Below are 25,895 nucleotides of genomic sequence, written 5' to 3'. Positions count from 1 at the left end.
GGCCGCGTTCCCCGTGCCGGCGTCCGCGGCTCGCGCCGGTAGTGCTCCGCCGTAGGTGGTGCTTTTCTAGGGATATGCGCGCGATGTCCCGCGCGGCGCCCGCAGGGCGGCCCTCCGCGGGCCGTGCCGCGGCCACGAGAGGAGCGATCACGATGGACGGCGAGCGATCCCACCCGGAATCCGTCTCGGTGGAGCTGAGCGGATGCAGCAAGGAAGACGCCCGGACCGTGTTCGACGCCCTGTGCGCCTGCTTCTCGTCCGACCGGTGCGAGGACGACGTGCTCCGGGAGTACGACGCGGTGCGCCCCACCGTGTGGCTCGGCACCTTCGACGTCGCCGACGCCCACCAGGGCGAGTGCGGTCCCACCCGGCTGCGCGCCTCCGTGGAGGCCGACGCGCAGGGCGGCTACTGGGCGATCGAGCGGTTCCGCACCACCCTGGACTCCCTGTTCGCCGTGCGCGACCTGTGCGGGTCCTCCGGTGACCAGGAGCGGGAGCTGCACGTACGGCTGGAGAGCCGGTAGCGGTGTGACCGGGTGACGGGGCGGGGCACGGCTCCGCCCCGGCGGGGAGAACGTGCGCACCGCCACTTATGCAACTAGTTGCAAAAAGCGGCGGGGGTCCTCTAGAACAGAGGCACGACACCGTGCACGGAGGGCCCGATGAGCCGTTACCCCCACCTGCTGAGCCCGCTCGACCTGGGCTTCACCATCCTGCCCAACCGGGTCCTCATGGGCTCCATGCACGTCGGCCTGGAGGAGGCCGAGCGCGGGTTCGAGCGGATGGCCGCGTTCTACGCCGCCCGCGCGCGCGGGGGAGTGGGCCTGATCGTCACCGGCGGCATCGCGCCCAACGAGGAGGGACGGCCCTACGAGGGCGGCGCCAAGCTCACCACCGCCGCCGAGGCGGACCGGCACCGGGTCGTCACCGAGGCCGTGCACCGCGAGGGCGGCCGGATCGCCCTCCAGATCCTCCACTTCGGCCGGTACGCCTACCACCGCGACCTGGTCGCCCCGAGCCCGCTCCAGGCGCCCATCAGCCCCCACGTGCCCCGCGAGCTGACCGGCGCCGAGGTCGAGCGGACCATCGAGGACTACGCCCGCACCGCCCGCCTCGCCCGGCAGGCCGGCTACGACGGCGTGGAGATCATGGGTTCCGAGGGCTACCTGATCAACGAGTTCATCGCCGCGCGGACCAACCGCCGCACCGACCGCTGGGGCGGCTCGTACGAGAACCGCATGCGCTTCCCCGTCGAGATCGTCCGCCGGGTCCGCGAAGCCGTCGGCGAGGACTTCATCGTCGTCTACCGGCTGTCCATGCTGGATCTGGTGCCGGACGGCTCGTCGCTGGACGAGGTGGTCGCGCTCGCCCGCGCCGTCGAGGCCGCCGGCGCGACGATCATCAACACCGGCATCGGATGGCACGAGGCCCGCATCCCCACCATCGCCACCTCCGTGCCGCGCGGCGCCTACACCTGGGTGACCAAGCGGCTGATGGGCGAGGTGTCGGTGCCGCTGGTCACCACCAACCGCATCAACACCCCCGAGGTCGCCGAGCGGCTGCTCGCCGAGGGGTACGCCGACATGGTGTCGATGGCCCGCCCGATGCTCGCCGACCCCGACTTCGTCGCCAAGGCCGCCGCCGGCCGCCCCGAGGCGATCAACACCTGCATCGGCTGCAACCAGGCGTGCCTCGACCACACCTTCAGCGGGCAGATCACCTCCTGCCTGGTCAACCCGCGGGCCTGCCACGAGACCGAGCTGGTGCTGTCCCCGGTCCGGCGCCGCAAGCGCGTCGCGGTCGTCGGCGCCGGACCGGCCGGACTCGCCTGCGCGGTCACCGCCGCCGAACGCGGCCACACGGTCACCCTCTTCGACGCCGGAAGCGAGATCGGCGGCCAGCTCAACGTCGCCCGCAAGGTCCCCGGCAAGCAGGAGTTCGACGAGACGCTGCGCTACTTCCGCACCCGGCTCGACGAGCACGCCGTCGACGTCCGCCTGAACACGTGGGTGACCGCCGGGGACCTCGACGGCTACGACGAGGTGGTCCTCGCCACCGGCGTCACCCCCCGCGTCCCCGACATCCCCGGAATCGGCCACCCGAGCGTCCTCGGCTACCTCGACGTCCTGCGGGACGGCGCCCCCGTCGGCGAACGCGTCGCCGTCCTCGGCGCGGGCGGCATCGGCTTCGACGTCGCCGAGTTCCTCACCGACGGCGGCGACCAGGCGCACGAGGACCCCGATACCTACTTCCGCCACTGGGGCGTCGACACCCGCTACCGCGCACCGGGCGGGCTGGCCGCCCCCGAGCGGCCCGCCCCGCCCCGCACCGTCCACCTGCTCCAGCGCAAGACGGCCAAGGTCGGCGCCGGGCTGGGCAAGACCACCGGCTGGATCCACCGCACCGAGCTCAAGCACCGCGGCGTCACCATGCTCCCCGGGGTGCGCTACGACCGCATCGACGACGCAGGGCTGCACCTGACCGTCGGCGGCGAGAGCACCGTCCTGGCCGTCGACACCATCGTCCTGTGCACCGGCCAGGAGCCGCGCCGGGACCTGTACGAGGCCCTGGTCGCCGCCGGACGCGACGCGCACCTGATCGGCGGCGCCGACGTGGCCGCCGAACTGGACGCCAAGCGCGCCATCAAGCAGGGCACCGAGCTGGCCGCGGCCCTGTAGGCGCCGGGGCCGTCCCTAGGATGACCCCCATGTCACTCCCGCACGCGATCCTCACCGCCCTGCTCGAAAAGCCGTCGTCGGGGCTCGAGCTGACCCGCCGGTTCGACAAGTCGATCGGTTACTTCTGGTCGGCGACGCACCAGCAGATCTATCGCGAGCTGGGGAAGCTGGAGGCCGACGGCCTGATCCGCGCCCTGCCGGCCGAGCAGCCGGCCCGCGGACAGAAGAAGAGCTACGAGGTCCTGCCCGCGGGCCGCGACGAACTGGCCCGCTGGACCGCCGCCGCCCAGGACCCGAAGCCCATGCGGGACCCGCTCCCGCTGCGTCTGCGGGCCGCCGCGGTCGTCGGCACCACGGGCCTGGAAGCCGACCTGCGGCGCCATCTGGAGCTGCACGAGCGGCAGCTGGCCGAGTACCGGGAGATCGAGGAGCGGGACTTCCCGCCCGGGAAGGACGGCGCCGAGGACCGGCTGCGGCACCTGGTGCTCCGGGCGGGCATCGACCTGGAGACGTTCTGGACGCGGTGGCTGCGCCACGCCCTGGCGGAGTTCGCCGACCTGCCCGGCAGCGAGCCCGCCTGAGGGCGCGCCGCGGACACGGGCGGGCGGCGCGGCGCACCGGCGACGGGAGTGTGACGACAGACCCTAGGAAAGATCCGTACCGGCATCTCGTGGCGTGACCTGCCCGAACGCTACGGGCCCTGGCAGACGGTCTACACCCGCTTCCGCCGCTACGCGATCGAGGGTGTGTTCACCCGGGCCCTGCAGCAGATCCAGGCCCGGGCGGACGCCGCCGGGGACATCGACTGGCTGGTCCAGATCGACTCCACCATCGTCCGCGCCCACCAGCACGCCGCCGCGACCGGCCAGAAAGGGGGAGACACCGGCAGGACGCACCGGACGATCACGCCCTCGGCCGATCCCGAGGCGGACTGACCACCAAGGTCCACCTCGCCTGCGACGGCAGGGGCCGCCCTCTCGCCCTCCTGGTCACACCGGGCCACGCCCGGGCTGATGACGACGCGCCCTCGGTGCGCACGTCGAGCGCGGCCAGGTACGCCCGGCCAAGCGCTACGACAGCGTCTGCGCACAAGCCCTGCTGGACAACGTCCGTGTTCCCCGCACCGGATCGGACCGGCCACGCTGCCACCCCGACCATGTGATCGCGGACAAGGCATACAGCTCTCGTGGTTTCCGCGGCTGCCTGCGACGACGCGGCATCGCGCACACGATCCCGGAAAAGACCGACCGGCAGCGGCGCCGGCAGCACCGCGGAAGCCGCGGTGGCCGGCCACCAGGATTCAGCCGGGAGATCTACCGCCGACGCGACCTCGTCGAACGCTGCTTCAACCAGCTCAAGGGCTTCCGTGCCATCGCCACCCGATACGAGAAGACCGCCACCTCATACGAAGCAACGGTCACACTCGCATCGCTCCTGCTCTGGGCAAGATCCGTTGAAGGCGGACCCTAGTGGCTGACATGACGTGGTACATCCCCAAGCGGTCCGCTGTCGTGTGGGCGACACATCGCACTCCGGTTCTCACCTGACAGCCGCGGGGTATCGGCCGGCGGCCTGGGTGTGCGGGGGCGGTCTGCGCACTGGTCATGGAAGGGGTGGGCCGCTGTCTGCTGGTGATCTGCTGGAACGAGGCCGAGTATCGCGACTGATCAATTCGAACGGAAGGTCGAAAAGCGATCAAAGTTCAATCTCCTTGATATGGCTGCGTACCTTTTAGCGGGGTTTAGAGACAGGACGGTGAAATGATTTGACGGTCCGTGCGCTGTACTGGCAACAGGCTCCACGTCAAGTCGGGAGGGGGCCCAGGACGGCGGGCCAACTTCTGGAACGGAGCGGTTCGCAGCCGACAGGAGATTCCGATGTGGAGTGCCGGAATCTGCTGTGGCGGCCGTGCCGTGGCCGGTGTCGGCGGCGTTCGCCGTCAGGACCTGACCTTACGTAAGGGTCAGTCGACTCGAAGGGATGAGGCCCAGTGTTCTTCGAAAACCGTATGCGCGTCATTGGCGCGGGGATTCTCGCAGTCGGTGCGTTCGCGTTCGGCGCCCCGGGGGTGGCGGCCGCGCAGTCGCAGACCCTGACGGGGGCTGTCCGCGACGAGCTCCGTCTCGCGCCCGGCACGACGGATGTCGTCATCGCGGCTCCGTCTGGCTGCACGGCCAGGAAGTTCACGAACGGTCTCGGTGAGGCCACCTGCACGAGTGGGAACGGCCAGTTCCGGGTCACGATCACCTGCAAACGGTCCACCGGGAGCATCTACACCGCTCAAGGGCCGTGGAAGACGCCGGGCCCGAACGCCAGGAGCGCGCGATGGTGCGGCGCCTCCAGCGACACAATCACGTATGCGGGGGTGCAGAAGACCAACGGGTGAGCGGTGGCTACCTGCGGAGGTTTTGCGTAGAGACTGAGCCTCCCGGTAGCGGAAGCACACCACACAACCTCGTCTGACCAGTGCGAACACCAAGACCCCGGTCGCTGAGCTCTGCCCTCGGCCGGGGTCCCGGCGCTCTCCGGGCCGGGCGTACCGCTCGAACCACTGATGGACAAAAGCGACTTAATCGGCAGAAGAGAAGCGGGACAAGGCGGTGTAAATCCGAATTGCGATGTGTCGGCTTCGTAGCGGTGAGGTCATGGCAGTGACGGCTGGTCAGGTGCGACACGTTCTCGCAGGTCTTGGGCCTATGGCGATGGCTGGTCGCTGACATGAAGCGGCGTCTGGTGTTCTAGAAGCGGTACGGCCTGGCGCGGCGGCGCAGGAACCAGACTCCGGCGATGACCCCGGACCCGACCAGGGCGCCGCCCGCCACCAGGGTGGCGGTGCCGTAGTCCCGCACGGCCCCGCCGACGCCGCCGAGGACACCGCGTGACGGCGAGGCCGTGGCGGCCGGCGCCGCCGGCCGGCTGGGGGACGGGGAGGATGCCGGGGCGACGATGACCGTCTGGGTGCCGGCGGTGTTGTTGTTCGAGCACAGGACGATGACCGTGTAGGTGCCCGGGGTGACGTTCGGCCACGCGGCGGACTGCTCGGCGCCGGTCCCCGACAGGGCCGCCTGCCGCCCCTGGGCGAAGCTCGTCTGGCCGCTGTCCAGCAGCGACGCGGTGCCCCAGCTGCCGTTGATCCGGCCGCAGGCGCTCGTCGTGACGGACACCGTCGAACCGCTCGTGCTCACGGAGATCCCGGACACCGCGGCAGCCGGCCCCGCGGCCGGCGCGACGGGCAGCGCGGCGGCTGCCACGGCCGGGCCCCAGCGGAGAAGTGACGGGGAGATGCGCATGTGGACCGCCTGCCCTCCGGCGGCACGGCCGGCGGTACGTCCCTCGCGCCGCCGATCGGGAAACGCCCGTGCTGCCTCACAGGCAGCCAACAGGGCCGTGACGGCGCCCGCATGCCGGGCGCCCCCGCCCAGGTGACGTACCGGGCCCGCCGGCGGACGGCGGTCTCACCGACGGCCTCCCGTCGTCACCGTCCGCTCCGCCGAGAACCCGCCCCAGGTGCCGTCGGGCAGCCTGGCCCGCAGCCGCACCCGGTGGGTGACACCGGCCTCCTGCCCGGCGTAGAAGCTGTACTCCGCCCGGTCGCGCGGGGCCTTCCCGCCGAACACCAGCGAGGTGGCCGCCCGTCCGTCGAGGTGGATCTGGTACTCGGTGACCAGGCCGTCCGCGCGCGGCGGGACCCAGACCAGGTCGATGTAGTACGCGCCGTCGGCCCGGTGGCTGCTCGCCCGCAGGCCGGTCGGGGCGGTGGCCCGTCCGTCGTCGGTCCCCGGCGTGGTGAGGCGGACGGCGGGACCGGCGGGGGAGAGGTTGTCGGCCGCGTCCCGGGCCCGGACGGTGAAGGAGTACCGGGTGCCGGGCCGCAGCCCCGTCACGACGGCCGCCGTCTGGCCGCCGCCCACGCTGTGGACCTTGGCGCCGCCCTGGTAGACGTCGTACGACACCACGCCCCGGTCGTCCCGCGCCGCCGACCAGGACAGCTGGACGACCCGGCCCCCGGCCGCCCGGCCCCTGACCCGCTCCGGAGGCGTCGGCGCCGAGCGGTCGGCCGCGACCGCCGCGGGCGTCGTGGCCCGCACCTCGCGGCTGCGCGGCCCGAGCCGCCCGTCGGCGTCCCGCGCCCGCACCGTGAAGACGTACGCGGTCGACGGCCGCAGCCGGGTCACGTCCACCATGCGCGCCGAACCGGCCACCTCCGTCACCTTCGCGCGGCCGCGGTACACCTCGTACCGCTCGGCCCCGGCGACCGCGTTCCACATCACGTGCACACTGGTCGCGCTGCCCGCCTCGGCGGTGACGCCCGTCGGTGCCCCCGGCAGCCGGCCGCCGGGCTCGCCGGAGCCCGCGCCCCAGCCGCAGGACGCCACCAGCGTGAGCGCCGAGCAGAACAGGGCGCAGCGACGCCAGGTGGCGGCGGGGGCCGGGGACGCGGAGGAGCCGCCGCCGGCCCCCGCGGCGGCGGGAACCTCGGGAACGTCGGCAACGGATACGCCTCGCACGGCAGCCCTCCCGGAACGGCGCGACGGCAATGGTCCGGACCAATATGCCGGTGTTGGCGCGACCACATCAAGAGGGTGCCGTTGGTGACCGCGTCCGGGGGTTACGTATGCTGAGGCTCTGTACGGCCCAATGCCCCAAGACCGCTGGGGAGTTCGGGCCGGTGGCGCGGACCGCTGTCGTCGCTGATGCCGCGCCGGCGCGGGCGGCCGGGCAGCCGGGAGCCGGCACAGGCACGGGTGCCCGGCCGCCGGTGGAGCGGCGCGGGGCCGTACGCCGTCTGGCCCCCGATGCTGGACCCGTGATCGATCCGGGACCACATTTGGGCGGAACGTCCGTTATGTTCCCGACGGAAGGCCCCTCGTGCGTCTCCAGTCGTTGACCCTGGTGGCGGCCGGCGCCGCCCTGCTCGCCCCGACGGCGCCGGTCACGGCCCCGCAGCAGCAGCCGCGGGCACAGACTCGCGCAGAACCGGCGCACACCGAGCCGGCCCGTCCGGCACCGGTCCGCGCGGACAGGTTCCGCGCGGACAGGTTCCGCGCGGACCGGTTCCGCCTGGGCCGGGCCCGTCCGAAGCCGGCCGCGAGGCAGGAGGGAGCCGTCCGCGCCGCCGAACTGCTGGCCAGGGTGCGGGAGTGCGTCCCCGTCTCACACGGCCGCTACCGCAGCGACGCCGCAGCGCCGGCGGACATCCCGGTCTGCGGTACCCGTGACGTCGTCTTCTGGAAGGCGGACATGGACATCGACTGCGACGGGCAGCCCGGGACCCGCTGCAACCACCGCACCGACCGCTCCTACACCGCAGCCACGGCCTACCCCCAGTCCGACGGCCGCCCGCTCGACGCCGAACGCCTCCCCTACATCGTCGTGCCCGCCGCGAGCCGCCTCTGGGACCACCGCGCGCACGGCGTGCGGGGCGGGTCGGTCGCGGCCGTGGTCCACGGTGACCGGGTCCGGTACGCGGTCGTCGGCGACACCGGGCCGCGCGACATCATCGGCGAGGCGTCCTACGCCGCCGCCGAGGCCCTCGGCATCGACCCCGACCCGCACACCGGCGGCACGCCCTCCGGGGTGACCTACATCGTCTTCAAAGGCAGCCGCGTCACGCCCATCGAGGACGGAACCGCGGCGGCGCTGACCGGGGAACGGCTCGCCCGGCGGTTCGCCCGCGGCGACTGAGGGCGCCGCGATCCTGCCGGGGCCCAGCCCGCCCCGGAGCGCCACCGCCGCCTCCCGCCTGACGGCCGGCCGCCGTGCCCGCAGGCCGGTCCGGCCCGCCCAGGAGGCCCGCACCGCCGACCGCGCGGGGGAGCGCGAGCCGGTCGTCGTCGACGCAGGCGGCGCCGCCGAGGTCGCCCGCGGCCCGCGAGGAACACCACCGGCGCCGCACGCGCCTGCGGCCGGGCGGCCCGCCCGCGGCCGGCGCAGCGCGGGGCGAGCGCCACCGCCCGCGGACGCTCCGCCCGCGGTCCACGGCGCCGGCGGCCGCGCGCTGCCCGTGGGGCCGCACCGGCCCGCCCCCGCCACGCCGCGCCGGACGGACGGTGGACAATCCCTGTGCGACGATCACCCAGCCGGAGGAGACCCATGACGGCAGCCCGCGGACGGACCGGACGACCGCCCCTGACCGAGGAGCGCAAGGCGGAGATCCGGCTGGAGATCGCCCGGGCCGCGGTGGACCTCTTCGTCTCCCAGGGCGTCACGGCGACGACGGGCGAGCAGATCGCGCGGGCGGTCGGCGTCTCCGCGCGAACCGTGTGGCGCTACTTCCCGAGCAAGGAGAGCTGCGTACGTCCCCTGCTCGCCGCCGGCATCGACGTGATCGCCGCCCAGTTGCGGCAGTGGCGCCCCGGCCGGCCGCTGGACGAGGCCTTCGACTTCGACCGGGACCTCGCGGGCGACGACCGCCTGCTGCCGGGCCCCGACCCGGCCGCCGTCGGAGCGCTGGTACGGCTCACCCGCAGCGAACCGGGACTGCGCGCGGTCTGGCTCCAGACGTACGACGAGGCCGAGCCGGTCTTCGCCCGCGCTTTCGCCGAGCGGGCCGGCCTGCCCGCCGACGACCTGCGTCCGGCCATCCAGGCGGCCATGTTCAACGCGGCGCTGCGCGCGGCGGTCGAACACCACGCCTGGCACGCCGCCGGCCCGGCCCCCGACCCCCGGACGGCGAGGGCCGGGCTGGCGGCCACCTTGCGTTCGGCCCTCGCCGTGGCGACGGAGGGGCTCACCTGAGGGACGCCGCGCGACTCGTCGAGTCCGGGCGAGCAGCGCGCTGTTCCCGACGGGGCGGTTCTCCAGTCGCCGGCAGCGCGCGCACCCTGATCCGCTGCCGCGGACTCGCGTCGGGCCGGCCGCCACGCGCGTCGCCGGTGGTGGCCGGCCCGCCGTCCGATTCCTCTCACTCCGCGCGCTCCGGCACGGCGTCCTGGGTGCCGCCCTGGTGCTCCGGCGTTCGGTGTTCCGGTGGCAGCCGGTGCTCAAGGCGCAGCATCAGCACTCCGCCCAGCGTGGCCAGGAGGCCCACGGCGAGCCAGGGGAGCAGGCGGTTCTGGCTGAAGAGCAGGCCGAACAGGCTGGGCGCGACGATGCTCGAGCAGGCGAAGGAGTACTGGAACGCCGCCAGGTAGGTGCCCCGCGACCCGGCCGGCGCCGCGGCCGCGGCGAGGGCGTTCGACGAGGGGCCGTAGGTCATCTCCGCGATGGTGTAGCACATCACCACGGCCACCAGGTACGGCACCAGCGCCTTGGACGGCAGCAGCACGGCCGCCGCGGAGGCGGCGCACCACAGCACCCACAGTCCGCCGGCCCACGCCATGGCGCGGGCGCGGGTGCAGTGGCGGCGGACGAAGCGGTTGTAGGCGGCCGTGCAGGTGGCCAGCAGCAGGGTGTTCAGGGCCAGCAGGGGGCCGGGGGCCCAACTGGGTCCGGACAGGCCCTGGACGACGTAGACGGGCAGCGACAGGGTGAGGAACGTGCTGCACAGGGCGAAGATCGTGCACGTCCCGATCAGCGCGAGATAGGGACGGTCCCGCAGCAGCGCCCGGAGGCCGACGTGGGCCCCGGCCGGTGGCGGGGCGTGCGGGGCGGAAGGCACCGCGAAGACCACCAGCAGCGCGGCGGCGAGGAACGCCAGTGCGCTGCCGAGGACCAGCCCGTCGTACACGCGCGTGGAGTCGGCGGTGAGCAGCAGGCCCGCGAGCAGCGCCCCGCCGCCGGCGCCCGTCTCCCGCATCATCCCGGTCCGCGCGAACCAGTGGTCCTTGGCGTCCACGCCTTCGGCGTCCGCGTGGTCGGCGATGAGCGTGAAGACCGAGGACCAGTAGATCCGCAGCCCGACCGTCGTCACCAGGACGGCGGCCACTAGCGACGCCGCCCCGGAGACCGTCGGGTAGAGCAGGAAGCCGGTCCCTTGCAGAGCCTGGCCGCCGGCGACCACCGGCCGCGGCCCGAGCCGGTCGACGAGCCGTCCGACGGCTAACGGCACCGGCAGCGTCAGCGCGGTGGCCACGCTGACGAGGAGGCCGATCGTCGACAGGTCGAGATCGGTGACCCGTAGGAAGTACAGCAGTGACAGCGGGAGATACAGGCCCGTGCCCAGCGAGTCGATCGCCACCGCCGCCAGGAGCGGCCGGCTGCTGCGGCCGCGTCGCCCCGTGCCGTCCGTCCCTGCCCCTGCCACCTTGACTCCTCGTCCATGCGGTCCGCCGGCCGCCCGGCCGTGCCGGTCAGCCGAACCATCGGCCGGGTTCGCGGCCGGCCACGATCATCTCGCCGGCGGCTCCCCGTCGGGAAACGGAGCGGTGAGGCGGTAGCCGACCCCCTGGTGCTCGACCGCGGCCAGAGCCGGCGGACGCCGGTCGGGTAAGGCCCGCAACGCCTGGAGGATCCTGCTGCCGGCCGGCTCCGCCGTCCGCTCCCGTCGTTGTCAGCCGGCTGTCAGGACCTCCACGCCGAGCGTCCTGAGCCGGTCCACGACCGCGTCGTGGGGGTCGGCGTCGGTGATCACTCCGCTGACCTCCTGCCAGGGCAGGACGCGGAACCGCGACGCCGTGCCGATCTTCTCCGAGGAGGCGAGGATGTAGGTGTCGGCGGCCCGCGCGGACAGGGCGCGCTTCATCGCCGCCTCCTCGGCGTCGCCGGTGGTCAGTCCCGCCTCGGGGTGCACGCCGGTGACGCCGAGCAGACAGAGGTCGGCGGAGACGTTCTGCGCCGCCTCCACCGCGGCGGCACCGCAGGTCACCGCCGAGTGCTTGAACACGCGGCCCCCGAGCAGGAACAGCTCCGCTCGCGGATGGCCGAGCAGCGCCGCGGCGATCGTCGGGCTGTGGGTGATCACGGTGCAGGCGAGATCCTGGGGGAGGGCACGGGCGACGGCCAGGGCGGTGGTGCCGCCGTCGAGAATCAGCGCGCCGCCCGGCCCCACCAGCCCCGCGGCCACCGAAGCGACCTTCTGTTTGCCGTCCGGGGCCACGGTCTGCCGGGCGGCATAGTCGACCACCGCCGGGGAAACGGGCAGCGCGCCCCCGTAGACCCGCTGGCACAGTCCCTCGGCGGCGAGGTCGCGCAGGTCGCGCCGCACGCTGTCCTCGGAAATCCCGAGTTCGGCGGCGACCTCCTTGGCGACGATCTTGCCCTCGCGGGCCAGCAGACCGAGCAGGTGGTCGCGTCGTTCAGCAGCCAGCATGCACACTCTCTCCTGTTCTTGCACGTTCTGGCATGTATGGTAGCGCCCCATGACCGACAAGCCCATGCTCATCCTCATCGCCGGGCCCTATCGCTCCGGCACGGGCGGCGACCCGCAGGCCATGGCCGCCAACCTCGCCCGCCTCGAAGCCGCCGCCTGGCCGGTCTTCGCCGCCGGCCACCTCCCCGTGATCGGGGAATGGATCGCCCTGCCCGTCCTGCGCTCCGCCGGTGCGGGTCCCACCGACCCCCTCGCGGACCAGGTGCTCTACCCGGCCGCCGACCGCCTGCTCGCGCACTGCGACGCCGTGCTGCGCCTGCCCGGCGACTCCGCCGGAGCCGACCAGGACGTCGCCGCCGCCCGCCGCCGCGGCCTGCCCGTCTACCACGACGCGGCCGGGATTCCCCGCCGCACCCCGCGGGGGGCCGCGTGAGACCCCGCCCCGGTATCGACCTTCCCGACCACCGCGGCCGCACCGGCCTCGACCAGGCCGGACGCGACCTGCACCGCAACCCGGGCGTCGTGATCCGTGACGTCGAGCTCACCTCTCAGGGCTGGCACGTCCTGCGGCGCACCACCTTCGACTACCGCCGCCGCGACGGACGCTGGGAAACCCAGCAGCGCGAGACCTACGACCGCGGCAACGGCGCCGTCGTCCTGCCCTACGACACCGCACGCGGCCGTGTCCTGCTCACCCGCCAGTTCCGCTATCCGGCCTACGTCAACGACCACCCCGACGGCATGCTCATCGAAGCGGCCGCGGGGCTGCTCGACGCGGACGACCCGCACACCGCCATCCGACGCGAGAGCGCCGAGGAACTCGGCGTCACCCTCGGTCCGCTCACCCACATCCTCGACGCCTATATGAGCCCCGGTTCCGTCACCGAACGCCTCCACTTCTTCGCCGCCCCCTACACCCCGGCCGACCGGACCGGACCCGGCGGCGGACTCGAGGAGGACGGCGAGGACATCGAGGTCCTCGAACTTCCCTTCGCCGAGGCCCTCGCCATGACCCGCGACGGACGCATCACCGACGGCAAGACCGTCCTGCTCCTGCAATGGGCCGCCCTGGACGGCCCCTTCACCCACTGGCGGGAGTCCGCAGACCGCGCCGCGCCCTTCCGTCCGGAGTGACTCCACGGGCCCCGAGACCGGGACGACAGCCGCGGGGCCGGGGCGCGGGCGGCCGTCGGTGTCGAGCCAGGCCGCGCCGCCCCACGCCCGGCGCACCGCTCCGCACTTCTTCGCCCTCCCCTCCCGCGCTACCGGACTCGCCGTCCGCGTCGGCGGGGCGACGACGTCGTCCGGTGGTCACTGGGCTGCGGTCAGGCGCCGCTGTTCGAGGTAGATGCCGGTGAAGACCGCGACCTTGGCGCGCAGGACCCAGGGGTCGAAGGGCTTGCCGATGTAGTCGACCGCGCCGGCGGCATAGCCACGGGCGGAGTGTTCGGGGTCGGTGCCCATGGCGGTGAGAAAGATGATGGGCACGTCACGGGTACGAGGGCGGCGTTTGATGTGGGCAGCGGTCTCGTAGCCGTCCATGTCGGGCATCTGGACATCCATGATGATCACGGCGAAGTCGTCGTGGTCCAGGAGTGCTTTGAGGGCGTCGCGGCCAGAGGAGACGGCGACCGGTTCCTGGTCGAGGGTGGCCAGGACGGCGGTCATGGCCAGCAGGTTGTCCGGCTGGTCATCGACGATGAGGACCTTGGGCATGGCCCGTGGCACCGCGGGTGGCGCGGCGGTGGCGGCGCGGACGTGTTCGACCGCCTCCAGCTGTCGTTCCAGCAGCGAACAGCGCTGTTCGGCTTCGTCGCGCTGTTCGCGCGCTTCGCGGAGCTGAGCGGACAGGTGGGTGACTTCGTCCTGCAACCGGTCGCGTTCGTGCAGCAGGTCGGTGACGTCGGGATGGGCAGCGGCCAGGCGTTCGGCTCGTTCCCGTTCCGCGCTCCATTCCGCTTCCAGCTGGTTCAGGCGTACCTCCAGGTCGGCGATGCGGTGTTTGCGGTCCAGCAGCGCGTCACTCAGCGCGTCGCCGCGGGCGGTGGAACGGCGGGAGACGCGGTCGGCTTCGGCGAGTTGCTGCTCGAGCACGTCGACCGCGTGGCGGGGCGAGGCGCTGGTTTCGACCGCTGCCCGGTGCAGGCAGCGCACCAGTTCGATGGCGTCCGGGGTGGCGGCCATGCCACGGTGCTCGGCCACGTCGGTGAACAGGTCCATCACCACTTCCCATGGCGGGACGCGAGTGCCGTTGAGGTAACGGGAGAAAGTGCCGGCGTCGCGCACCCGGCGGGCCGCGTAGCGGCGGACCGAGACCTCCAGGCCCTCGAACAGCTCCCGCAGCGCCATGGCCAGCGCACGCGATTGCGGCGTCAGGTTCTCGGCGAGTGGACGCAGCTCACCCATGGGTGTCGCCCTCCTTCGCTGCCGCCTCGCGATCGCGTGGCCTGCTGTGGGCGGTGTCCGGGGCGATCGCCTGGTTGAACAGGGGCACGGCCCCGCCCGCGGCGGTGAGCCCGGCGAGCACGCCGCCCGCTGTCCCGTTGCCGGCCAGCAGCGACAGCAGGCCGACGCACACACCGGCCAGCGCCGCGAGCAACAGCACCAGTGCCCCCCTCACCGACACAAGCGAACGATCCATCGGGCCTGTCCTTCCCCGTCCCTGCCGGACTCCGGCCGACGCGCCCCGGATGGGCCCGCCGTGCGATGAGCCACACCATGACGGCAGATGGATCCGTTGCGCCAGGCAACTGACAAATCGGCAACGTCCCACGGCTGTTGCCGCCTCCGCCCGGTGGCCCGCAACAGTGGCGATGTGCAGGTCGGAGCCGGTGAGCAGCCAGGTGTTGCGGCAACACCCGCGTCAATGGGGCCGACCGGGCGGCTGGACCGACAGGGCGTCGGCCACTGGATCGACAGGGCATGAGCCTCTTGAACAGGCGCCCGGACCCACACGGAAGCCGCCTTCCGCACGCTCGATGAGCCCAACTCGCCCCGGTGTGTGTCTCCTTGCCGCAGACGTGACCCATGTGATCCGCGCAGTGCATGAGCCACGGCGTGTCCTCTCGACGGGCGTGTCCCCTGGATGACCGAGGAAGACCGGTAGCCCGATCTCACCGCCGCCGTGACCGTCGTGTGGTCTCCTTCATCGAGCGATCACTCGTCGAGCGCCCTATGATCGATGAATGAAGTTGAAAGTCGAACATTTTTTGGGGAGAGGGCCGAAGTCATGAGCAACACCGAAGCGCGTCCCGCCCAGCTGAGATGCGGGGGACAGCCCGGCGACGACGGACCTTCCGCCGTCGACGTCCTCACGCCCCGGCAGGTCCCGCTCGGCGGCCCCCGGGCGATGCCGGTGCGGCGCACCCTGCCCCAGCGGGCCCGGACGCTGATCGGGGCCTGGTGCTTCGCCGACCACTACGGCCCCGACGACGTGTCCGCGACGGGCGGGATGGACGTCCCCCCGCATCCGCACACCGGACTGCAGACGGTCAGCTGGCTCTTCAGCGGCGAGATCGAGCACCGTGACAGCCTCGGCAGCCACGCCTTCGTCCGGCCGGGCGAGCTCAACCTCATGACCGGCGGACACGGGATCAGCCACTCGGAGGTGTCGACTCCGCGCACGACGATCCTGCACGGCGTCCAGCTGTGGGTGGCGCTGCCCGGCGAGCACCGCGGTACCGCTCGGGACTTCCAGCACTACGTACCGGCTCCCGTGTCATTGAAGGGCGGCAGCGCCCGCGTCTTCCTCGGCACGCTCGCCGGCGACACCTCCCCGGTCCGCACCTTCACGCCCCTGCTCGGCGCCGAACTGTCGGTGGTCCCCGGCGCCACGCTGAGCCTCGACGTCGACCCCGGCTTCGAGCACGGCCTCCTCGTGGACACCGGCGACATCCGTATGGACGGCACGACCCTGGAGCCGGCCGAGATGGGCTACGCCGCTCCCGGACGCACCGTGCTGACGGTGACGAACGAGGGGCCGCGAACCGCCCGGCTGGTTCTGCTGGGCGGGCCTCCCTTCGGCGAGGAGATCGTCATGTGGTGGAACTTCATCTGCCGGTCTTACGAAGAGATCGTACAGGCACGCGATGCGTGGGTATCGGGGGACCGGTTCGGCTCGGTCGAGGGCTACGACGGTGATCCGCTCCCTGCGCCCGAGCTTCCCACGGTGCCGCTGAAACCACGGCGAAACCCTAGCTGACCTGCTGAAACGTAGTGATCCTCTGGGGTGGGGAAGGTAGCTCGAAGGGTCTGGCGTATGGGTGTGCTCGAACCTGAGAGGCGGCTGCTATTTCAGGCTACGGGAGGTTTGCGCGCGCGGGCCGAGTCCAGGGTGTGGCTGCCCTCTGGCAGGCTTTGGTCGGCCTTTTGCTGACCCAGTGCTGACTTCACTGACAGATCATCAGTTCTGGCGTGCGGTGGTTGCCGCTGATTGGCAGTCGTGGCTGCGTTCGTTGCCGAGGCGGGGCCCTGCGGTTTGCTGACCTGACGGCGTTGGAGGGACGGTGTCGGGCACAGAGGGGCGACATCCGGAGCGCCGGATTGTCGGGACGCGACAAAACCGGCGCCGTCTTCGCCGATCTCACGACCGGCCGCACGCCGCTCTCGGTGCCTGCCACCCGTCAGCCGGGGCCGCGGCTTCGGCGTCCAGCGTGGAGATCAGCCCAAGCAGTCCGCTCCCGGAGAGCTGAAGGCGATCGCTCCCAAGCTCGTCGACGTCACCAACGACGTCCTCTTCGGCGACGTCTGGGAACGCCCGGGTCTCTCGCCCCGTGACCGGAGTCTGGTCACCGTGAGCGCGCTGACCGCGCTGTACCGCGGCGAACAGCTGGGTCACCACCTCGGCCTCGCCCTGGACAACGGGCTCAGCGCGGAGGAGCTTGCCGAGGCGATCACCCACCTCGCCTTCTACGCGGGCTGGCCCAATGCCATGACCGCGATCAACCAGCTCAAGAAGATCGCCGAGGAACGCGCCATGGTGTGAGGCCCTGCCCCCGCACCGTCACTCTTTCCGAGCACACCCCGAGGAACGGAAATCATGGAACACGTCACGTCGACCCCGACGGCCAAAGCCCCGGCGGAGCGCTTCACCGGAGACGTCTACCTGAACATGATCGAGACCCCGGCCGAGCCCGCCCGTCTGGCCGCCGCGCTGGTCCGCTTCACTCCCGGCGCCCGCACTAACTGGCACTTCCACGCCAACGGCCAGACCCTCCACATCACCGACGGCGTCGGCCTGGTCGGTACCCGCGACGGCGAGGTCGTGCGAGTGAGCGCGGGCGAGACCGTGAAGTGCCCGGCCGGTGAGGAACACTGGCACGGGGCCACCGACACCACGCTGATGGCGCACATCGCCATGGTCGTCGGCGACGGCAACGGCGACGGCACCACCTGGCTGGAGCCCGTCACGGACGAGCAGTACGGGCAGGCACTCGCCGCGCTCGACGGATGATCCGCGGTGTGCCGGGCGGCTCCCCGACGGGTCCCGCGCGCCGGTGACCACCGGGCCAGGCCCGCCTGGGACGACCTCGCGTGGTCGGGGAGACAACCCCTCCCCGACCACGCGGACCGTGCCGACTGGTCGCCGAGCATCACCGCGGCGGCGGACTGCCAGAGCCCGCGCCGAAGGGCCGTGCCGCTCCGGTCAACGCGACTCGGGCACCTCGTGGGTCCCGGGCATGGCGGTGAACACCTTCGGCCACGAGAGTGGGGTGTGACTGGCGGTCAGGTATAGGCCAGAAGCCTTCCCGCGATCGTGACGCCCGACCATGAAGTGAGGGAGACGACCGCAGCGAGACGGGCGGCGACAGGCGCCGTCCGGTCGATGTCCCAGTCGGCGACGCCGCGGTAGGTCCGCCGGTGGAAGATCAGGATGTTCAGAACCAGGTGTCCTCCAGCCAGGAGAAGACGTTGTCCATGACGGGCGCCGTCACGCTCGGGGCGAGCGTCGTCGCAGGTAGAAGGCTCCTCCTGCGGCGACAGCGACCAGCACGCCACCGAGCGCGGCCCACACCGCGACCGGTGACGGGCTCTCGGACGTCCGAGTCGCGCAGCGGCGGGGGTGTCGCCGCGTGCCCGTCAGGCGTCGAAACGGCCGCGTGCACGCTCGATGTGACCGAGGTGCTGGTGGGTCCAGCCGCAAATGGCGTCGACCGCGGTGCGCAGGGCCCGGCCCGGCTCGGTGAGGGTGTACTCGACTCGCGGTGGCACGGTGGGGTGCACCTTCCGGTCGACCAGGCCATTGCGCTCCAGCATGCGCAGGTTCTGGGTGAGCATCTTGTGGCTGACGCCCTCGACCTCGTTCCGCAGCTCGCTGAAGCGCAGGGTGCGCTCGCCGAGCGCCTCGATGATCAGGAGCGCCCACTTGTTGGCGACGTCCGAGAAGATCTCCCGCGCCAGGGAGTCTGCGCGCCGCAGGTCGGCGTCCTCGGGCAGGCCCTTGAGTAGCTGCTTGGTCACCATCAGGTTCCTCAGTCACCGAAAAGTGCGTTCTTCCAGGTCAACCTTCACTCTCCTACAGTTTCCGAGTAACTACAAGAGAGCAAATGGAAGGGCGAGCCCTGTGGCCACCATCGATGCCTTCAACCACGACGTGCCGGCCGAGAGTGACTTCGGCTACTCACAAGCGATCAAGTCCGGCGAGCTGATCCACGTCTCTGGGCAGCTCTCGTTCAATGAGGCAGGCGAGCTCCTCCACGCGGGCGACTTCGCCGCCCAGCTCAAACAGACCTACACCAACATGGACAAGATCCTGGATCACTACGGCGCCACCCGGAACCAGATCGTCTCGCAGACCCTGTACGTGGTGAACCTGCGGCAGAACGCCGCGTCGGTGGAGGAGGGCAACCTGGGGTACTTCGGCGACCACCGCCCGGTCAGCACGGTCTTGGGCATCACTGAACTGGCCTTGCCCGGCCAGGTCATCGAAATCAGTTTCGTCATCGACACGAAACTGCCCGCTTGAGGTCTCCTCCTCGCACGTCCCACAGCCCTCTGGGGGCTCCGTGCGCGGAGCAGTCACAGTGACTCCAGGGGGACCGCGACCGCGACCGCGCCGCGGTCGCGGCCCCGGCCCGCACGGCGGTGGCCAGCCGGCGACCAATTACCCGCGCGGGATGTGCCGGCCCAGCGACAGCACCTCGATAAGGGACTCAGGGACCGGATGCCGTCCCGTTCGCTGTGGCCCTTCCGGGCCTCGGGTCACCAGCGTCATGGACCGGGGTGAACCTGACCGCGGAGCGGGCTACTGCGTTCGGGTGCCGGACGCGGCACACCCTGAGCAGACGTCCGCGAATCGTGGATATGAGCCGGACCGCGGCGGGCTGTTTACCGCTGTACAGGCTGCTGGCGCCGACTGGGGTCAGTAGACGAGTTGCAGCTTGACCTTGGCACTCTTCTGGCTGTCGGGGTAGCTCTTGTGGAACGCGACGCGCTTGCCGGTTCCGCACGCCTGGGGCCAGTCGACGCCGTACTTGTGCTCGATGGTGACCCGGGCGCACATGGCGTCGCGCCGGGTGTCCTTCACCCATCCGTCGACGTAGAGGCGAGTGTCCTTGCACTTCAAGGACCAGTGGGCCACGGCGCCGTCGATCCTGACGTCGCGGGTGGCCGGGCAGGAGTCCGCGCCGGCCGGGGCCGCGGTGCCCAGGACCGTTCCGGCGATGAGGACGGCGACAGCCAGCGCGGCACGAAACGGCGTGTTCACGCGCATGAGCCATTCCTTCCGTGAGAGGGGCTGGACCTCGACCGTAGGGTCCGGTGGCCGCGGGCGGTGCGGATTTCGCAGGGCAGCAGGCAGCTCCACCCGTGCGGGTGACATGGCATGAGAGAAGCTGCCGCCCGGTCCGGCCGGTGACTCCGAGCGGTGCTCCACCCGGACGGCGACCATCACCTCACCGATGCCGTCGCGGTGCCCGTCGCCCTGCTTGTTCTCGTCGCGGTGATCGCGGAACATCCGAGCAGGGGGGCGAGCGCGTGTGCATGCGTGGTCCTCCCTGTGCCCGGACCGCCGTGCACGACGACCAGAGCCGGTGCTCATCGCGTGTTCTCGCAGGGCAGCATGGCGTCCCCAGGTGTGGCTCGTCCCGACACGGCGGAGTGGACGGGCGTGGTGGTCCTGGCGAGCCCGGAGGGTGATGAATCCGGGCCCGGGACAATTCGGCGTGGTCGCGGGCGTGGTGACGGGCAGTGCGGATCGGGGCGGCGTTCCACCAGACGTTCGGATGCGAGGAGACGGGAGGCGAATCCGTACCGCCTGTGCGGAGTGGGTCGCTGCCCTGTGATGCCGGCAGAGCGCGCATGTGCCCGCGCGTTCAGGGTGTGAAGTACCGGCCCAGCACTTGGTGCAGGTAGTCCGCGCAAGGGCCGAGACGGGCGGCGTGCCCGGCCGTGGGCACCATCGCGAGCTTGTCGAGCTCGACCGCGGCCTGATCGAACCCTGACGCGCCGAGCTGTGCATGCCGGTGCCGTGCGACTGTGCTGGGCACGGGCGGCGCGAGGAAGTGGAAACCGAGGCTGCCGAAGCGTCTTCCGCGGGTGAGGCCCCAGAGCCGCAACCCGACTTCGGGAACCCGGAGGCCGATCTCTTCGGTGAGCTCGCGGGCGGCGTGCCGGCGCAGTGAGTCCACGTCCAGGGACCGACCGGGCGGTGGAGGTTCGGCCGCGCCGCCGGGCAGCGTCCAGTGGCCGGGCGCCGCCGTGGCGGGGGAGCCGCGTCCGACCACGATCCCGTCCTCGGTGGGAAGCAGGACCGTGACGAAGACGGAGCCGGGGACAGCTTCGGCCGGCCGGAGCTGCCGCAGGGCTCTGTGCCGGTACGTCATCCGCGCCCACCGCACCGTCAGCCGGCCGGGACCCGGCCGGTCGAGCCCGACACTCGCGACGAGGGGACCGTCGAAGGTCATCGGGTTCCGGGCCGTGGTGAGGGCCCAGAGGCGGTCGACCTGCTGCTGCTCCCAGGGTGACAGCCTGGGAGGCGGGAGCTCGACGAGATCGATCCGCTGCGCGTCGACGAACTCCACGGGAAGCGGCGTCGGTTGCATCGCTGTCTTCTCCTCCTCATCACGGGCGTCTTCCGGTGCCGAGGGGTTTGGCCATGGCCCGGTTCACTCGGTGGTCGCGCCCAGGGACGTATGACGGGCACGGCACATATCCGGTGCGGTGGTAGAGGGCCAGGGCGGCGGTATTGCGCCGCCCGGTTTCCAGCATGATCCGCGTGGCCCCGCAGCTCACGGCGTGTCGTTCGAGGTGTTCGAGCAGGTACCCGCCGATTCCGTGGCCACGAGCCTGGTCGGCGACGTACATCCGCTTGATCTCCGCGGTGTGCTCGTCGAAGAGGCGTACCCCACCGCAGCCGACTGGCTCTTCGCCGACGCGGGCGATGAGGAACAGGCCGCGGGGCGGGTCGAAGTCCGCTTCCGGCGTGGTGTCCGGATCGTCGGCGGAGCCGTACAGGCCGAGCCGTTCCGCGCGCAGGGCCCGGGTCAGGCGGCGGGCGTCGGGGTGGTCGTAGGGCTCGGCGGTCACGGAAGGCGCCAGGCGTATCGCATCGGGGGTGGCGGGCGCGGAGGTCACGAGGCCGATAGTGCCCTGTCGACGGCGGTGAGCGCACGGGCGCTGTCCGGCGCGCGCATGCGGGTGCCGGCGGAGCGGCGTATTTGGTGCAGGAGGTCGCGGCAGCGGACGGACTGTACGGCGGGCACGTGGTCGGCCGGTTGGGTGGTGAGCCGGTTGCTGGGACGCAGAACTCCCGGCGGGCGTCGAGGCACTTGGGCGCGTCTTCGACCTTGATGCAGGTCAGTAGGCGAGAGAGCCGTCGGCCACCACCGCGGCCATGTCGTCCTGCGCCACCAGCCCGGACTTCTCCGGAGCGGTCACGCGGCACAAGCCCGGCAGTGTGGTCGCGGCACAAAGCTGCGAGGTCTCGAAACTCCCTGCCCCGCACCCTCCCGGCAACCCGGCAATGAACCGGGCCGAATTCGGTGCCCAGCCGGTCAGTGTCACGCAGGTGTCGGAATCCTCGGGGTCGTAGCGGCCTGGTGAGTTGTTATCGACCATCGACTTCCGGGTGTCCGCCTGTTGCCACGCGCCGGGTGCCCCCTTCAGGGGACCGCGTCCTACCAGGACAGCCGCTCGCAAGTAGCCGGTGAAGGCGGCCGGCTCTGCGGCGGCAAGCCGTCGGTCGACCCGTACGGCTTCTTCCGCGGCGATCAGTGCTTCCTCCGCCCTGGCCGAGCTCGATAGCCGTCTGATCGCGCCGATCATCATCGACCGCCGGGTGCTCCATGTGCTGATGGGCGTACGACACCTCGGCGGCGCCTGAAACGGCTTGGTGTCGGTTGGCACCTCAACGCCAGGCGTGTCGGATTCTCAATCGTCCGAATCCCATGGTCCCAGAGATTCGAATCTTCAGTCCGCCGGAGCGGGGATGCCGCGGGGTCTTGTAGCGCAGGTCCTTCCACTCGGTGCGTAAACCCTCGACGTCGACGACCGCGTCGTGAGGCACCGTGATTCTGGCCCCGCCGACTCCGAGACGCAGCTCGATGTCGACGACCGGGTGCTCGATGATCGCCCGGGACAGATCCAGGCGCACTCTGCCGTAGGCGGACCCGATCTTGAGATTCCGAGGTACCCGCCATGTGCCGCGCCGCTGGATCCGTCCGCCGGCGGCGGTGATCGTCGAGGTGGTGCCCGGCTGCTCCCGCGGGAGCGAGGCCAGGGCCGACGCGAGCTGACTGGACGTCTGGGCGGTGAGCACCTGATCGAGACGTTCGTCCATCTCCTCATGCGAGACGCGCTCCTCGGCGTAGGCCTCTTGCAGGCGCCGCAGGGCGGTCTCGCGGTCGTCTTCGCTGAGCGGTGGTAACGGTTCTTCCTGCGGAGAGGTCACCGTTTCACTCTAGTGCCGCACCGATGATGTGAAGATGCCGATCGCAGCAGGGCGAGGCGCGCGAAGCGGAGGCCGCTCGATCAGCCCGGTGCTTGCCCGGACGTCACTCAGCTCGAGCGCGGACGAGCGTCCCGGACCCACGTCACCACGACCAGGGTCGCGGTGATGTACATCAGGATGCTGAAGGTGGCCACGGATTCGACGTACTGCTCGTAGCCTTCTGCGCGCAGCTGAAGCGCGAGGGAACCAAGGGCCGTCCCCAGCGCCGCGGTAGCGGCGGCCATGGTGACGAACGGGGCCTTCGTCATGGGTGCTTCCTCCAAGCCACGAGACTATCGATCAAAACCGAGACTACATGCATAGCGATGTCACTGGCTGAAGCGGCTGTGGACGGTCGGCCAGCCGCCAAACTCCGCGTGGTACCGGTGAGTTGCGCTCGGTCCGTCCCGGCGGACCGCTTTTGCCGCCTTCACGGCACTGGGCACGGGCGCGGCGCGGACGACCGGGTCTGTTCGGATACATCTGGATCCGTGCGGATCCGTAGCGGGAAAGGCCGACGTCGCGGCCGCGAGGCGTGGCGGGTCGCTGAGGGGCCGCATGCGGGCCCCTATGGTTCCAGCCGGGCCACGGCAGCGCGGAGCCGGGGAGCGAAGCGGCTCATCAGGCGGACGGCACGAGCGTCGGGGGTCACGGCGACCACGGCGGTGTCGCGGACGATCGCGCGCAGCACGGCGTCGGCGCTCTTCTCCGGGCGACAACCGCGGCCCGCGAAGCGGCGGGCGGAGGATTCGCGCAGCCCCGCTTGTTCGTCGGGGGACGCGCCGGCGAAATGCATCGCGGAGGGGAAGGGCGTACGGACCAGGCCCGGGCAGACCACGCTCACACCGATGCCGAACTCCGCCAACTCCGCGCGCAGGCATTCGCTCAGTATGAGGGCCGCGGCCTTGCTGGTGGCGTACGCCGGAACGACCCGGGTCGGCTGGAACGCGGCCGCCGAGGCCACCGTCACGATGTGACCGCCCTGCCGGCGCTCCGCCATGCCCCGGCCGAAAAGGCGGCAGCCATGGATGACGCCCCACAAGTTCACGCCCAGGGTGCGGCACCAGTCCTCGACCGACGTGTCGAGGAAACGCCCCGACATGCCGATACCGGCGTTGTTCACGAGCACGTCCACCACCCCGTGCGCCGCCGTGACGCGCGCCGCGAGCCGCTCCATCGCCGCTTCCTCCGACACGTCGGCCACCTCGGCGCAGGCCGCCCGCGCCCCCCGCACACGCGCCAGTTCGGCGGTCGCCTCCGCACCCGGCCCGTTCCGGTCCACACACACCAGCCGCGCCCCGGCGGCACCGAACCGGCAGGCCGTCGCCCGCCCGATACCGCTCCCCGCCCCCGTGACCAGGACCAAGCGGTCCTCGAAACGCTTAGCGTAACGATCCATGCCTGCCGCTCTTCCCCCTATTTGAACGGGTATTCACTTCGCGTAACCAGTCTGGGGTGTATAGGGGGTATTGGGGTTGACTTGCCCACCCTAATCTGGCGAGGTTCCGTGCCACCTCCAGCGCAGCGGCGAGGAGAGCCCGTCATGGCCAACGAGGAAATGCTCCGCGAGTACCTCAAGCGCGCGACCGCTGATCTGCTGCGGGTGCGGCGCCGGCTGGAGCAGGTCGAGTCTGGCCGGCAGGAGCCCGTCGCGATCGTGGGCATGGCGTGCCGCTTCCCCGGGGGCGTGCGGTCACCCGAGGGCTTGTGGGAGCTGGTCGCGTCGGGCGGGGACGCCATCGGCGGGTTCCCGGTGGACCGGGGCTGGGATGTCGAGGACCTCTATGACCCGGAGCCGGGCCGGGCGGGACGGTCCTACACACGGTCGGGCGGATTCCTGCACGAGGCAGCCGAGTTCGACGCGGGATTCTTCGGCATCTCGCCGCGTGAGGCGCTGGCGATGGATCCGCAGCAGCGGTTGATGCTGGAGGTGTCGTGGGAGGCGCTGGAACGGGCCGGGATCGACCCGGCCACCCTGCGCGGCAGCCGCACCGGCGTCTTCGCGGGGACGATGTCGCACGACTACGCCACCCGTCTGCTGTCCGTCCCGGACCACCTCCAAGGCTTCCTCGGGAACGGGAACGCGGCGAGCGTCCTGTCCGGCCGGCTCTCCTACACCTACGGGTTCGAAGGCCCGGCGGTGACGGTGGACACGGCGTGTTCGTCGTCGCTGGTGGCGTTGCATCTGGCCTGCCAGTCCGTCAGGTCGGGCGAGTCCTCGCTGGCGCTCGCCGGCGGCGTCACCGTGATGTCCACCCCCGCCATGTTCGTGGAGTTCTCACGCCAGCGGGGCCTGTCGGCGGACGGCCGCTGCAAGCCGTACGCCGCCGCGGCCGACGGTACCGGGATGTCCGAGGGTGTGGGTGTGTTGTTGGTGGAGCGGTTGTCGGTTGCGCGGCGGCTGGGGCATCGGGTGTTGGCCGTGGTGCGGGGGAGTGCGGTGAATCAGGATGGTGCGTCGAATGGTTTGACGGCGCCGAATGGTCCGTCTCAGCAGCGGGTGATTGGCCAGGCGTTGGCGTGTGCGGGGTTGTCGGCTGCTGAGGTGGATGTGGTGGAGGGGCATGGGACGGGGACGTCGTTGGGGGATCCGATTGAGGCGCAGGCGGTGTTGGCGGTGTATGGGCGGGGTCGTGGGGTGCCGTTGTGGTTGGGGTCGGTGAAGTCGAATCTGGGGCATACGCAGGCGGCTGCTGGGGTGGCTGGTGTGATCAAGATGGTGATGGCGTTGCGGCGGGAGTGTCTGCCGCGGACGTTGCATGTGGATGAGCCGTCGCCGCATGTGGACTGGTCGTCGGGGTCGGTGCGGTTGTTGACGGAGTCGGTGCCGTGGGAGCGGGGTGGGCGGCCGCGTCGTGCGGGGGTGTCGTCGTTCGGGGTGAGCGGGACCAACGCACATGTGATTGTGGAGGAAGCACCACTGGATGAGGAGGCGGCGTCGTCGGAGGAGGGGTCGGCGCGGGGTGGGGCGGGGCCGGTGGTGGTGCCGTGGGTGGTGTCGGCTCGTTCGGAGTCGGCGTTGCGGGCGCAGGCGCGGCGGTTGCGGGCGTATGCGGATGGGGCGGAGGCGTCCGCGGTGGAGATCGGCCGGTTCCGGTGA

28 protein-coding genes and 2 pseudogenes are annotated in these 25,895 nt (G+C 71.6%); 16 read left to right on the top strand and 14 right to left on the bottom strand.

Annotated elements, in window-relative coordinates:
- Positions 1–152: 152 nt before the first annotated feature.
- The 7 genes and pseudogenes from AB0L74_RS25570 to AB0L74_RS25540 all read left to right on the top strand — a co-directional run bounded on the left by AB0L74_RS25570 (position 153) and on the right by AB0L74_RS25540 (position 5,064).
- Positions 153–524, top strand: a complete 372-nt coding sequence (locus AB0L74_RS25570) for a hypothetical protein (RefSeq protein ID WP_365656779.1) — start codon at positions 153–155, stop codon at positions 522–524.
- Between the two features lie 138 nt (positions 525–662).
- Positions 663–2,678, top strand: coding sequence for an NADPH-dependent 2,4-dienoyl-CoA reductase (locus AB0L74_RS25565; protein WP_365656776.1), 2,016 nt, complete (start codon positions 663–665; stop codon positions 2,676–2,678).
- Positions 2,679–2,707: 29 nt separating this feature from the next.
- Entirely contained in the window at positions 2,708–3,259 is a 552-nt protein-coding gene (locus AB0L74_RS25560; protein WP_365656773.1) for a PadR family transcriptional regulator, read from the top strand.
- A gap of 72 nt (positions 3,260–3,331) precedes the next feature.
- A pseudogene (locus AB0L74_RS25555) lies at positions 3,332–3,424 on the top strand (transposase); the annotation flags it as partial.
- Positions 3,425–3,613: a hypothetical protein gene (locus tag AB0L74_RS25550; protein ID WP_365656770.1), complete on the top strand. Its 189-nt coding sequence runs from the start codon at positions 3,425–3,427 to the stop codon at positions 3,611–3,613. It begins immediately after the preceding pseudogene.
- A gap of 127 nt (positions 3,614–3,740) precedes the next feature.
- A pseudogene (locus AB0L74_RS25545) lies at positions 3,741–4,148 on the top strand (transposase); the annotation flags it as partial.
- 520 nt (positions 4,149–4,668) lie between these two features.
- Positions 4,669–5,064, top strand: coding sequence for a hypothetical protein (locus AB0L74_RS25540; RefSeq protein ID WP_365656767.1), 396 nt, complete (start codon positions 4,669–4,671; stop codon positions 5,062–5,064).
- Positions 5,065–5,416: 352 nt separating this feature from the next.
- Here AB0L74_RS25540 and AB0L74_RS25535 read toward each other — a convergent pair whose 3' ends face one another.
- Together AB0L74_RS25535 and AB0L74_RS25530 are read right to left on the bottom strand one after the other, a co-directional pair.
- On the bottom strand, positions 5,417–5,968 hold the full coding sequence (locus tag AB0L74_RS25535; RefSeq protein ID WP_365656764.1) for a hypothetical protein: 552 nt from the start codon (positions 5,966–5,968) through the stop codon (positions 5,417–5,419).
- Positions 5,969–6,133: 165 nt separating this feature from the next.
- Positions 6,134–7,057 carry a fibronectin type III domain-containing protein gene (locus AB0L74_RS25530; protein WP_365656906.1) on the bottom strand — a complete coding sequence of 308 codons (924 nt, stop codon included), beginning with the start codon at positions 7,055–7,057 and terminating at the stop codon, positions 6,134–6,136.
- A 490-nt stretch (positions 7,058–7,547) separates the two neighbouring features.
- Here AB0L74_RS25530 and AB0L74_RS25525 point away from each other — a divergent pair, with 490 nt between their 5' ends.
- Positions 7,548–8,363 (top strand): glycoside hydrolase family 75 protein, encoded by an 816-nt coding sequence (locus AB0L74_RS25525; protein ID WP_365656761.1) that lies wholly within the window; start codon positions 7,548–7,550, stop codon positions 8,361–8,363.
- Between the two features lie 408 nt (positions 8,364–8,771).
- On the top strand, positions 8,772–9,416 hold the full coding sequence (locus AB0L74_RS25520) for a TetR/AcrR family transcriptional regulator (protein ID WP_365656758.1): 645 nt from the start codon (positions 8,772–8,774) through the stop codon (positions 9,414–9,416).
- Positions 9,417–9,582: 166 nt separating this feature from the next.
- On the opposite strand, the gene AB0L74_RS25515 is transcribed toward AB0L74_RS25520, so the two are convergent.
- Together AB0L74_RS25515 and AB0L74_RS25510 are read right to left on the bottom strand one after the other, a co-directional pair.
- On the bottom strand, positions 9,583–10,863 hold the full coding sequence (locus AB0L74_RS25515) for an MFS transporter (protein ID WP_365656755.1): 1,281 nt from the start codon (positions 10,861–10,863) through the stop codon (positions 9,583–9,585).
- 246 nt (positions 10,864–11,109) lie between these two features.
- Positions 11,110–11,868, bottom strand: a complete 759-nt coding sequence (locus AB0L74_RS25510; RefSeq protein WP_365656752.1) for a DeoR/GlpR family DNA-binding transcription regulator — start codon at positions 11,866–11,868, stop codon at positions 11,110–11,112.
- 49 nt (positions 11,869–11,917) lie between these two features.
- Here AB0L74_RS25510 and AB0L74_RS25505 point away from each other — a divergent pair, with 49 nt between their 5' ends.
- Together AB0L74_RS25505 and AB0L74_RS25500 are read left to right on the top strand one after the other, a co-directional pair.
- Positions 11,918–12,301 carry a DUF4406 domain-containing protein gene (locus AB0L74_RS25505; RefSeq protein WP_365656749.1) on the top strand — a complete coding sequence of 128 codons (384 nt, stop codon included), beginning with the start codon at positions 11,918–11,920 and terminating at the stop codon, positions 12,299–12,301.
- On the top strand, positions 12,298–13,002 hold the full coding sequence (locus AB0L74_RS25500; protein WP_365656746.1) for an NUDIX domain-containing protein: 705 nt from the start codon (positions 12,298–12,300) through the stop codon (positions 13,000–13,002). Before AB0L74_RS25505 ends, AB0L74_RS25500 begins: the two co-directional genes overlap by 4 nt.
- 177 nt (positions 13,003–13,179) lie before the next feature.
- Here the strand turns inward: AB0L74_RS25500 and AB0L74_RS25495 are convergent, their stop codons facing one another.
- A complete protein-coding gene (locus AB0L74_RS25495; protein ID WP_365656743.1) occupies positions 13,180–14,274 on the bottom strand; it encodes a response regulator in 1,095 nt (364 codons plus the stop codon).
- A complete protein-coding gene (locus AB0L74_RS25490; protein ID WP_365656740.1) occupies positions 14,267–14,509 on the bottom strand; it encodes a hypothetical protein in 243 nt (80 codons plus the stop codon). The genes AB0L74_RS25495 and AB0L74_RS25490 overlap by 8 nt, the downstream gene beginning before the upstream one ends.
- 588 nt (positions 14,510–15,097) lie before the next feature.
- Between AB0L74_RS25490 and AB0L74_RS25485 the strand changes: the two genes are divergently transcribed.
- The 3 genes from AB0L74_RS25485 to AB0L74_RS25475 all read left to right on the top strand — a co-directional run bounded on the left by AB0L74_RS25485 (position 15,098) and on the right by AB0L74_RS25475 (position 17,320).
- The gene (locus tag AB0L74_RS25485; protein ID WP_365656738.1) at positions 15,098–16,069 is read left to right on the top strand and encodes a pirin family protein; all 972 of its coding nucleotides are present in this window, start codon (positions 15,098–15,100) and stop codon (positions 16,067–16,069) included.
- A 486-nt stretch (positions 16,070–16,555) separates the two neighbouring features.
- The gene (locus AB0L74_RS25480; RefSeq protein WP_365656903.1) at positions 16,556–16,852 is read left to right on the top strand and encodes a carboxymuconolactone decarboxylase family protein; all 297 of its coding nucleotides are present in this window, start codon (positions 16,556–16,558) and stop codon (positions 16,850–16,852) included.
- A gap of 54 nt (positions 16,853–16,906) precedes the next feature.
- The gene (locus AB0L74_RS25475; RefSeq protein WP_365656735.1) at positions 16,907–17,320 is read left to right on the top strand and encodes a cupin domain-containing protein; all 414 of its coding nucleotides are present in this window, start codon (positions 16,907–16,909) and stop codon (positions 17,318–17,320) included.
- Between the two features lie 626 nt (positions 17,321–17,946).
- On the opposite strand, the gene AB0L74_RS25470 is transcribed toward AB0L74_RS25475, so the two are convergent.
- Positions 17,947–18,330: a helix-turn-helix domain-containing protein gene (locus AB0L74_RS25470; protein WP_365656732.1), complete on the bottom strand. Its 384-nt coding sequence runs from the start codon at positions 18,328–18,330 to the stop codon at positions 17,947–17,949.
- A 100-nt stretch (positions 18,331–18,430) separates the two neighbouring features.
- Between AB0L74_RS25470 and AB0L74_RS25465 the strand changes: the two genes are divergently transcribed.
- Complete coding sequence (locus tag AB0L74_RS25465) at positions 18,431–18,832, top strand: RidA family protein (protein ID WP_365656730.1); 402 nt, start codon at positions 18,431–18,433, stop codon at positions 18,830–18,832.
- Positions 18,833–19,228: 396 nt separating this feature from the next.
- On the opposite strand, the gene AB0L74_RS25460 is transcribed toward AB0L74_RS25465, so the two are convergent.
- From AB0L74_RS25460 to AB0L74_RS25430, 7 genes are all read right to left on the bottom strand, one after another.
- On the bottom strand, positions 19,229–19,822 hold the full coding sequence (locus tag AB0L74_RS25460) for a hypothetical protein (RefSeq protein WP_365656727.1): 594 nt from the start codon (positions 19,820–19,822) through the stop codon (positions 19,229–19,231).
- Positions 19,823–20,180: 358 nt separating this feature from the next.
- On the bottom strand, positions 20,181–20,909 hold the full coding sequence (locus AB0L74_RS25455; protein WP_365656724.1) for an NUDIX domain-containing protein: 729 nt from the start codon (positions 20,907–20,909) through the stop codon (positions 20,181–20,183).
- 19 nt (positions 20,910–20,928) lie between these two features.
- A complete protein-coding gene (locus AB0L74_RS25450; protein ID WP_365656721.1) occupies positions 20,929–21,441 on the bottom strand; it encodes a GNAT family N-acetyltransferase in 513 nt (170 codons plus the stop codon).
- Positions 21,442–21,663: 222 nt separating this feature from the next.
- Positions 21,664–22,134, bottom strand: coding sequence for a hypothetical protein (locus AB0L74_RS25445; RefSeq protein ID WP_365656718.1), 471 nt, complete (start codon positions 22,132–22,134; stop codon positions 21,664–21,666).
- A 79-nt stretch (positions 22,135–22,213) separates the two neighbouring features.
- Complete coding sequence (locus AB0L74_RS25440) at positions 22,214–22,756, bottom strand: DUF1707 domain-containing protein (RefSeq protein WP_365656715.1); 543 nt, start codon at positions 22,754–22,756, stop codon at positions 22,214–22,216.
- A 107-nt stretch (positions 22,757–22,863) separates the two neighbouring features.
- Entirely contained in the window at positions 22,864–23,064 is a 201-nt protein-coding gene (locus AB0L74_RS25435) for an SCO3870 family protein (protein ID WP_365656712.1), read from the bottom strand.
- A 299-nt stretch (positions 23,065–23,363) separates the two neighbouring features.
- Entirely contained in the window at positions 23,364–24,194 is an 831-nt protein-coding gene (locus tag AB0L74_RS25430) for an SDR family NAD(P)-dependent oxidoreductase (RefSeq protein ID WP_365656709.1), read from the bottom strand.
- Positions 24,195–24,338: 144 nt separating this feature from the next.
- Here AB0L74_RS25430 and AB0L74_RS25425 point away from each other — a divergent pair, with 144 nt between their 5' ends.
- Positions 24,339–25,895, top strand: coding sequence for a beta-ketoacyl synthase N-terminal-like domain-containing protein (locus AB0L74_RS25425; RefSeq protein ID WP_365656706.1), 1,557 nt, complete (start codon positions 24,339–24,341; stop codon positions 25,893–25,895).

It is taken from the genome of Streptomyces sp. NPDC052020 (genome assembly GCF_040680575.1).
Classification (GTDB): domain Bacteria; phylum Actinomycetota; class Actinomycetes; order Streptomycetales; family Streptomycetaceae; genus Streptomyces.
Note: the sequence above shows the minus strand (reverse complement) of the source record. Positions and strands in the feature narration are given on the sequence as shown.

Excerpts from the sequence above, each read along its gene's own strand:
- AB0L74_RS25570 (WP_365656779.1), top strand. The coding sequence starts at position 153 with ATGGACGGCGAGCGATCCCACCCGGAATCCGTCTCGGTGGAGCTGAGC.
- AB0L74_RS25565 (WP_365656776.1), top strand. The coding sequence starts at position 663 with ATGAGCCGTTACCCCCACCTGCTGAGCCCGCTCGACCTGGGCTTCACC.
- AB0L74_RS25560 (WP_365656773.1), top strand. The coding sequence starts at position 2,708 with ATGTCACTCCCGCACGCGATCCTCACCGCCCTGCTCGAAAAGCCGTCG.
- AB0L74_RS25535 (WP_365656764.1), bottom strand. The coding sequence starts at position 5,968 with ATGCGCATCTCCCCGTCACTTCTCCGCTGGGGCCCGGCCGTGGCAGCC.
- AB0L74_RS25520 (WP_365656758.1), top strand. The coding sequence starts at position 8,772 with ATGACGGCAGCCCGCGGACGGACCGGACGACCGCCCCTGACCGAGGAG.
- AB0L74_RS25510 (WP_365656752.1), bottom strand. The coding sequence starts at position 11,868 with ATGCTGGCTGCTGAACGACGCGACCACCTGCTCGGTCTGCTGGCCCGC.
- AB0L74_RS25505 (WP_365656749.1), top strand. The coding sequence starts at position 11,918 with ATGACCGACAAGCCCATGCTCATCCTCATCGCCGGGCCCTATCGCTCC.
- AB0L74_RS25495 (WP_365656743.1), bottom strand. The coding sequence starts at position 14,274 with ATGGGTGAGCTGCGTCCACTCGCCGAGAACCTGACGCCGCAATCGCGT.
- AB0L74_RS25490 (WP_365656740.1), bottom strand. The coding sequence starts at position 14,509 with ATGGATCGTTCGCTTGTGTCGGTGAGGGGGGCACTGGTGCTGTTGCTC.
- AB0L74_RS25485 (WP_365656738.1), top strand. The coding sequence starts at position 15,098 with ATGAGCAACACCGAAGCGCGTCCCGCCCAGCTGAGATGCGGGGGACAG.
- AB0L74_RS25475 (WP_365656735.1), top strand. The coding sequence starts at position 16,907 with ATGGAACACGTCACGTCGACCCCGACGGCCAAAGCCCCGGCGGAGCGC.
- AB0L74_RS25470 (WP_365656732.1), bottom strand. The coding sequence starts at position 18,330 with ATGGTGACCAAGCAGCTACTCAAGGGCCTGCCCGAGGACGCCGACCTG.
- AB0L74_RS25460 (WP_365656727.1), bottom strand. The coding sequence starts at position 19,822 with ATGTTCCGCGATCACCGCGACGAGAACAAGCAGGGCGACGGGCACCGC.
- AB0L74_RS25455 (WP_365656724.1), bottom strand. The coding sequence starts at position 20,909 with ATGCAACCGACGCCGCTTCCCGTGGAGTTCGTCGACGCGCAGCGGATC.
- AB0L74_RS25445 (WP_365656718.1), bottom strand. The coding sequence starts at position 22,134 with ATGATGATCGGCGCGATCAGACGGCTATCGAGCTCGGCCAGGGCGGAG.
- AB0L74_RS25435 (WP_365656712.1), bottom strand. The coding sequence starts at position 23,064 with ATGACGAAGGCCCCGTTCGTCACCATGGCCGCCGCTACCGCGGCGCTG.
- AB0L74_RS25430 (WP_365656709.1), bottom strand. The coding sequence starts at position 24,194 with ATGGATCGTTACGCTAAGCGTTTCGAGGACCGCTTGGTCCTGGTCACG.
- AB0L74_RS25425 (WP_365656706.1), top strand. The coding sequence starts at position 24,339 with ATGGCCAACGAGGAAATGCTCCGCGAGTACCTCAAGCGCGCGACCGCT.